The following is a 7,563-nucleotide window of genomic DNA, read 5'->3' as shown; positions in this document are numbered from 1 at the left end:
ATGGACCGGATACTACGGAAAACCCGGCCCCGTCGTCATGCTTCAGGGCTGGCTCGAAATCCAAACCGCCAAGCGCGCCGTCCAAACCCTCGCCGCACACCTCAATGTGTGAATCTAGTAGCCCTCAAGGGGGAGGGGAGCAGACCTCAAATCACCTCGAGATAATCCCGGCCCGGCAGCGCCTCGAACGGCGCCGTCGGCAGGGTCTGGTACCAGAAAGCCACCGAGGCGATGTCGTCCTGTAGCGGCAGGTAGCGGCGGGTGTTGCGGTTTTCGGTGCGCCAGCCGAGCGCCTGGATGGTGACCTTCAGGTCGCTTTCGAAGCGGATCGGGTCGCTCAAATGCCAGCGATACATGCCGAAGCGGGTCTGGCTACGATAGGTGCCGTCGGGACGCAGCACCTGCGGCAGGCCGGCATAGGGGGTGGAGAACTCGCGGTAGCGGCTGTCCATGGTGGCATCGACCACGCCGCCGTCGAAATTGTAGGCGCCGCAGAAATAGTCCTCGGTGCCGGTGCCGCAGATGGTGGGGAACTCTCTGTCCCCATCCATGAAGAACTTGATCTCGCCTTCACCCCACCAGCCGGAATTGTTCACGCCCCAGGCCATGTAGGTGCCGACATAGTGGCCGCGGCCCGTTACGCCATCGAGGATGGTGTAGTCGGTGCCATAGGGCAGGGGATTGGTGCGGCGGAACTTGGCGTGGAAATAGGCCGCGTCTTCGGGCACCTCGGTGAGCGTGTAGTTCACCTGGTAGTAGATGATGCCGAAATCGTCGGGGTCGGTGTTCTCGATCTCGATGCGGGCGGCTTTGCGGAACGGCATTTCCCAGTAGCAGTTGAAGGCGCGGCCCGGGTTGACGCAGACGGCGAGCGAGTTGATCTGCGCGAACTGGCCCCAGCCCATGCAGAAGAAATCCCCGAGCGGCGCTTCGACCGACGGGTTCTCCTGATCATCCCACCACATGCGGATGATGAGGCTGCGCCAGCGCAGGTTCGCCGTGGTCAGCCAGATCTGCTGGATGGCGCCCATGCCCTCGATGTCGGCGAGGACGCGCGTCTCGCCCGGCTCGATCCGGATCGAGGGTGAGACCTTCCAGCCCTGGCCGTTGCCATCGGGGCCGAGCCCCTTGGCGTGCACGGCGCCGGTGCCTTCGGTGGCCATGCCGCCCTTGCCCTTCTCGCCGGTGAAATTCTCCGGGGAGATCGAGCGGGTCTTGGCCGGGGAGAGCCGGTAGAGGTTCGAGAGGTTGACGCCTAAGCCGTTGAAAGCAGACATGTTGAAATCCGTTGGTAGAGGAGGGGTAACTCAGCCCTTGAGGCCGGAGGTCTTGATCGAGTCCATGATCTGGCGCTGGAAGATCACGAACAGCACCAGCATCGGCACCGCGACGATGGTCGAGGCGGCCATGGTGTAGTTCCAGCTGGCAGCGTACTGGCTCTTGAAGTTGGCGATCGCCACCTGCACGACCCAGAGGTTGGGATCGGAGGCAACGGTGAGCGGCCAGAGGAACGAGTTCCAGTTGGCGAGGAAAAACAGGATGGCCAGCGCCGCGATGATCGGCCGGCTGAGCGGCAGGATGACGCTGGTGTAGATGCGCCAGTAGCCGGCGCCATCGATCACCGCCGCTTCCTCCAGCTCCTTGGGCAGCGACAGGTAGTACTGGCGGAGCAGGAAGATGCCGAAGGCGTTGAAGATCGCCGGGATGATGAGCCCTGCATAGGAGTTCAGCATGCCCAGTGTCCGCACCAGGATGAACAGCGGCACGATGATCACCGGCAGCGACACGAGGAAGGTCGAGAACATGGCGAGGAACACCGCCTCGCGCCCCGGGAATTTGAGCCGCGCCAGGGCGTAGCCGGCCATGGTGTGGAAGAACAGCGCCACCACGGTCACCACGGCGGAGATGACGAAGGTGTTGATGAGGTAGCGCCAGAACGGCACCTCGGTCAGCACATAGACGAAGTTGTCGAGGACCGGTCTGGTGGGGATGAGGTTCGACTTGAACACCTCGGTCGGGCCCTTGAAGGCGATCGACAGCATGTAGAGCAGCGGGAAGATCGCCATCAGGGCGAGCACCGCGGCCACCAGCATCCACACCAGCCGGACGACGTTGGCCTGCGAGCGGGAGAGGCTGGTCATGACGTTGCTCCGGGTGCGCGGTCGGCGACTGCTCGCCTCCCCCTTGAGGGGAGGGGCGGGGGGAGGGGTTGGTGAGGTTGTGCATCGAAGGGGCAGCATCCCGCCTCACTGCACCACCCCCACCCCCAACCCCTCCCCTCAAGGGGGAGGGGAGCGACAGGCCACAGCGTTGGCACCAGATCACTCATAATCGAACCGTCCGCCGCGGGTGAGGAAGAAGAAGAACACCGTGACCACCATCAGCAGCACGACGAGGAGCGTCGCCAGCGCCGCGGCATAGCCGAAGGCGGAGTACTGGAAGGCCTGCTGGTAGATGTAGCTGATGAGGAGGGCCGTCGAATTGGCGGGGCCGCCCTTGGTCATCACATAGATCAGGTCGAAGGCCTGGGCGCCGGTGATGGCGGCGACGGCCGAAACCAGCAACACGAAGAAGCTGGTGGGGCGAAGCAGCGGCAGGGTGATGAACCAGAAGCTTTGCGTCGAGCTCGCGCCATCGATGCGCGCCGCCTCGTAATATTCCTTCGGGATATCCTGCAGGCCGCCCAGGAAGATCAGCATGTAAAAGCCCATCAGGAACCACACCGCGGCGAGCGTCACGGTGAACAGCGCCAGGTTCGGATCGCCGAGAAACGAAATGCCGCCGAGCCCGATCGAAGCGGCAAAGCGGGTGAGCACGCCGAGCTTGTCGACCACCATCAGCTGCCAGACCAGGGCCACGACGACGAGGCTGACCATCTGCGGCGCAAAGAACATCGAGCGCATCACGGTGTTGAACTTGCTGGTGCGCTGCACCAGCAGCGCGAGGCCCAGCCCGCTGACATAGAGCAGCGGCACCAGCATCAGGGTGAACTGCCCGGTGACGCGCAGCGACGACCAGAACAGCGGATCGATCCACATCTTGGTGTAGTTGTTCAGCCCGACGAACTTGAAGCCGCCGAAGCCATCGACCTCGAACACCGAGATGCCGAGCGCCAGCAGCATCGGCAGGCCGATGAACAGCATCAGGCCGATGGCGTCGGGCGCGACGAACAGCACGCCGGCAATCGCCTCGCGCTGCTTGGTGGTGAGCCGGATGGCAGCGGGTTTCGCACCCGCCGCCGCGGTGGTGATTTCGGTCACTGTTCCGTTTCCCTTGGGTTCCCCTCCACGGAGGGAAGCCAATCGTACGTAAGGAGGCACTGGCCTTTGAAGTGGACGCCTTCTCCCCTTGTGGGAGAAGGTGCCCGAAGGGCGGATGAGGGGTTCTCTCCGCGTACTCCAATCGCTCGTCGCTTGCGCTCCGAGCGCGCTACACTTCGTTGCGCGGACCCCTCATCCGGCGCTGCGCGCCACCTTCTCCCACAAGGGGAGAAGGCAAGAGGTGCGCATCGCCGCCATCGATGCCCTTACAGGATCGGCGCGCCCGTATACGACGCGAGGAAGGCGTCGAGTTGCTGGCTGGCGGCGGTGGCCGTCGCCTGCGGATCGGCGCCGCCGAGCTGGGTCTGCTGGATGGCGTCGGAAATGATCTTGTAGACCTCCGGCGGCACCCGCGGTTCAGCCCGGGTGCCCGGATGGATCTGGGTCCCGAAGATCCCCATATTGCCCTTGTTGAAGGCATCGCCGCCGGCAGCCAGCGCCGAGTTGCGCGGCGGCATGTCGGACTTCGCCACCGTGCACCAATCGACGACGCGCTGCACCGAATCCGGCGCCATCGAGGCCAGTGCCCAGGCGATGAACTTCGCCGCTGCTTCCGGGTTCTTGCCCTTGCTATTGGCAACGAAGGCCCAGCCGCCACCGACGGTGACGTACTTGCCGCCGGTGGGTACCGGCAGCTTGAAGATGCCGTAGGGGACGTCGGGGGCGTTGTTGTCCATCGCCGAGATGCCCCAGATGCCGACATTCTGCATGGCGCAGTAGCCGGAGCCGAGGTTGGCGACGATATCGCCGCCGCCACCGCCGAGCACCTGGCGCGGCGCGGCGCCGGAATTGACCGCATCCTGCCAGAGCTTCAGCGCCTGGACGGTCGCCGGCGAGTCGAAAGCCGACTTGCCTTCAGCGGACTGGAACTCGCCGCCGCCCTGCCACATGAAGGGGTACCAGGTGAAGTTCTGGTAGTAGCCGGGGTTGGTCTCGAACAGCACGCCGTAGCGTTCGGCGGTGGTGAGTTTCTTGCCCACCTCGAGCAGTTGCTCCCAGGTGGTGGGGACGTCGTTCTCGTTGAGCCCGGCCTCCTCGAAGGCCTTGACCGAGTAGTAAAAGGCCATCGGCTCGACTTCCATCGGCACGCCGAAAATCTTGCCGTCGACCATGCGGTTGGCGATGACGCTTTCGGGGAAATCGGCGCGCGCCGCTTCCTCGATCGCCGGCGTCAGGTCCTGCAACACGCCGCCATTGTAGTAGCGCAGGAAATCGCCCGGCGAGATGATGAAGATGTCCGGGCCCTGGCCCGAAGCGAACGAGGTGGCGAGCTTGGTGCCGCCGATATATTCGGAGCCCACCACATATTCGAGCGCCACCTGTTCGGACTGGGTGGCGTTCCAATCGGCCACCATCTTGACGAACCAGTCGACCTGCGGCTTCACATCGCCGCCCGGTGCGTAGAACTGCCAGAAGCTGAGCGTATTGTCCTGGGCGAACGCCTTGCCGGCGAAGGGCAGGGCAAGGCCGGCAGCGCCGAGTGCGGCGCCGCCCTTGAGGATAGACCGGCGGGACCATCCCGACGGCATGTTGGACGTATGAGTCATCTCACTCCTCCCTGGAGCTTTGGTGTTGTCGTCCTGGACGCGGCCACCTCCCCCGAAACGGCCGCGCTAGTTCTCGTTGGTCGCCAGATCGAACCGGAAAAGTCTCGCAACTTTTCCTGATCACGCTCCGGTTGTTTCGGGTCGGCTAGGCCGACTCGAAGATGCGCAGCGCACAGGGGATGACCTCGGTGCGCGGCGGGCCGTCGAACTTGCCGTTAAGGCGGTCGAGCAGCATTTCGACGGCGCGCCGTGCCAGCGCGCCTGGGTTCTCGCCGGCCCGAGTGAGGTTGGGCCTCACATATTCGAGCTGCGGCAGGTCGCCGAAAATGGCGACGGCAATATCGTCGGGAACGCGGACGCCCTGATCGTGGAACTCGGCCAGCGCGCCCATCGCCATGAGGTAATTGCCGATGAACACGGCGCTCGGCTTGTCCTCGCCGCGCAGCCCGGCAATCCATTGTGCCGCCTCGCGACCGGAGGGCGGCAGGTAGCTGCCGGTGTAGCGCTGGGCCTTCCTGACCTTGACCTTGTGGTCCCTCAGGGCCTGTTCGAAGCCATCGGCGCGGGCCATGGCGGACTCGAAATTCTCGGGCCCGGTGATCTGCACCACCGTCTTGTGCCCGCGTTCGGCAAAGTGCTTGCCGACCATGTAGCCGCCGCCATAGTCGTCGACCTTGACGCTGTCGACGGCATGGCTGGCGAGCTGGCCGATAAACACCACCGGGGTGTCGAGCTTCTGCAACTCCTCGTTGATGCCGTGGAGCGCGAAATCGCCGACCAGGAGGCCATCGACGCGCTTCTTGTTGAGCTGGCGCAGGTAGTCGCGGCCATGCGTCTGCCAGTTCCCGCCCGGCACGTCCGTGTTGTAGATCAGCGCGTCGAGCCCGGCTTCTTCGAGCGCCGCCTGCGCCGCCTTCACCAACTCGGTATAGAACGGGTTGCCGATATCGGGGATCAGCACGGCGATCAGGTTGGTGCGCCCGGTCCGCAGGCTCTTGGCCTGCGGGTTGGGCGAATAGCCGAGCTCATCGATCGCCGCCTGCACCTTTTCGCGCAGCGGTTTCGACACCCGACTGGCGTGGTTGATGACGTGCGAGACCGTGGTCCGCGATACGCCTGCCCGTTCGGCAACCTTTGAGATCGTGCTCATGGCGGCAACGGCTAGCACCAAACGAAAGACGCATGCAAATGGATTTGTGAATGCATTTGCAAATCCATTCACAGCTGTTAGGTTTGGCCTCGCCAGAAGACGGGGACAACCCCGCGACGGGAGAAATATCAAAGCGCCTACAATGGCTTAATTGCCGCGCTCGGGAGCCGGACGCCGTTTTTCGGCGGTTCTCGGAGCGAGAATGACATTTTCAACCTGGGAAGCGACGAAAACGTCGTGATCCAGCACCGGCGAAGCTTTGTCGAAACGCCGGACAGAGGAGGGACGAATGAAAAAGCTCTTGGCAGCCTTGCTGCTCACTGCCGGGCTGGTGGCGCCGGCGCTGGCGCAATCGGATGAAGCCGGCAAACTGCGCCTGATGACCTTCGGCGGCGAAGCGCAGCTGAAATCGACGCAGGACGCGGTGACGCGCTTCAACCAGAAGTATCCCAATGTCGAGGTCGAGATCGGCGTCGATGCGGTGGGTGGCGGCTGGGGCGACTTCGTGTCGCGCGTCCTGCAGCAATACAATGCCGGCGAGCAGTACGACGTGTACCACACGGCGGTCGAGACGCTGCAGAGCTTTGCGGCGCGCGACCTGTTCATCCCGCTCGACGATTTCATCGCTTCGGGCGACTTCTCCGACTTCGACGCCAAGCTCTTCGATCTGACCAAGTACAAGGGGAAGACCTATTTCATCCCCTCGACCTGGAACAACATCATGACGAACTACAACCGCGCCTTGTTCGCCGAGGCCGGGATCCCCGCACCCAGCAAAACCTGGACCTGGGACGAGTTCGCCGCCATTGCCGAAAAGCTGACCAAGCGCGACGCCAACGGCAACGTCACGCAGTTCGGCTATGAAGTGCCGGCCTTCTTCTTCGGGCTGATGCCGTGGTTCCTCTCCAACGGCACCTCGCCGGTGACCGAGGATTGGTCGGCCTCGAACATGAAGGACCCCAAGGTCGCCGAGACGCTGCAGTTCCTCTACGACCTGATCCACACCAAGAAGGTTTCGCCGGTGCCGGGGCAGGAGGGCGTCGAGAACCAGTTCTTCGCGGGCCAGATCGCCATGATCTCGCGGGGCCACTGGATCGTGCAGAACGCCATCTCGTCGAAGCTCGACATGGATATCGCCACCCAGCCGGGCAAGGTGAGCAACGACACCGTCATCGGCTTCGGCGCCTACGGCATCTCGTCCAAGGCGCAGAACGTGAAGCTTGCCGAAGCCCTGGTCACGGAGCTCTTGAGCTACGAGACCCAAGTGGCCGAGGGCGATCTCGGTGGTGCGGTGCCGGGTCGCAAGTCAGCCGCCGAGACCGAGAATTTCCTGAAGTTCCCGCCGTCGGCGCCGCTCTACTACGAGACGCTGCCGACCACCCATGCGGTGCCGTCGCCGGCCAACTTCCAGGAAGTCGACCAGATTTTCATGCGGTACTTCAACGCCATCATGACCGACGAAATGACCATTCCTGATGCCGTCGCCAAGGCGGACCAGGAACTGACCCGCTCGTTCGAGCGCATCAAGCGCGTCACCCAGTAGTCC

General features: G+C 63.7%; 6 protein-coding genes. 1 reads left to right on the top strand and 5 read right to left on the bottom strand.

All coding sequences use genetic code 11. The features are described from left to right. Positions 1–146 precede the first annotated feature (146 nt). The 5 genes from VGV07_RS04995 to VGV07_RS04975 all read right to left on the bottom strand — a co-directional run bounded on the left by VGV07_RS04995 (position 147) and on the right by VGV07_RS04975 (position 6,017). On the bottom strand, positions 147–1,277 hold the full coding sequence (locus tag VGV07_RS04995; protein ID WP_326867590.1) for a glycoside hydrolase family 172 protein: 1,131 nt from the start codon (positions 1,275–1,277) through the stop codon (positions 147–149). A 30-nt stretch (positions 1,278–1,307) separates the two neighbouring features. Further along, positions 1,308–2,141 carry a carbohydrate ABC transporter permease gene (locus VGV07_RS04990; protein WP_326867589.1) on the bottom strand — a complete coding sequence of 278 codons (834 nt, stop codon included), beginning with the start codon at positions 2,139–2,141 and terminating at the stop codon, positions 1,308–1,310. A 180-nt stretch (positions 2,142–2,321) separates the two neighbouring features. Beyond that, the gene (locus VGV07_RS04985) at positions 2,322–3,260 is read right to left on the bottom strand and encodes a sugar ABC transporter permease (protein WP_326867588.1); all 939 of its coding nucleotides are present in this window, start codon (positions 3,258–3,260) and stop codon (positions 2,322–2,324) included. 266 nt (positions 3,261–3,526) lie between these two features. Next, positions 3,527–4,867, bottom strand: a complete 1,341-nt coding sequence (locus tag VGV07_RS04980; RefSeq protein ID WP_326867587.1) for a sugar ABC transporter substrate-binding protein — start codon at positions 4,865–4,867, stop codon at positions 3,527–3,529. A gap of 145 nt (positions 4,868–5,012) precedes the next feature. Beyond that, positions 5,013–6,017 (bottom strand): LacI family DNA-binding transcriptional regulator, encoded by a 1,005-nt coding sequence (locus VGV07_RS04975; protein WP_326867586.1) that lies wholly within the window; start codon positions 6,015–6,017, stop codon positions 5,013–5,015. A 289-nt stretch (positions 6,018–6,306) separates the two neighbouring features. On the opposite strand from VGV07_RS04975, the gene VGV07_RS04970 reads away from it, so the two are divergent. Further along, positions 6,307–7,560, top strand: coding sequence for a sugar ABC transporter substrate-binding protein (locus VGV07_RS04970; RefSeq protein ID WP_326867585.1), 1,254 nt, complete (start codon positions 6,307–6,309; stop codon positions 7,558–7,560). Positions 7,561–7,563 lie beyond the last annotated feature (3 nt).

It is taken from the genome of Devosia sp. (assembly GCF_035944845.1).
Classification (GTDB): domain Bacteria; phylum Pseudomonadota; class Alphaproteobacteria; order Rhizobiales; family Devosiaceae; genus Devosia_A.
Note: the sequence above shows the minus strand (reverse complement) of the source record. Positions and strands in the feature narration are given on the sequence as shown.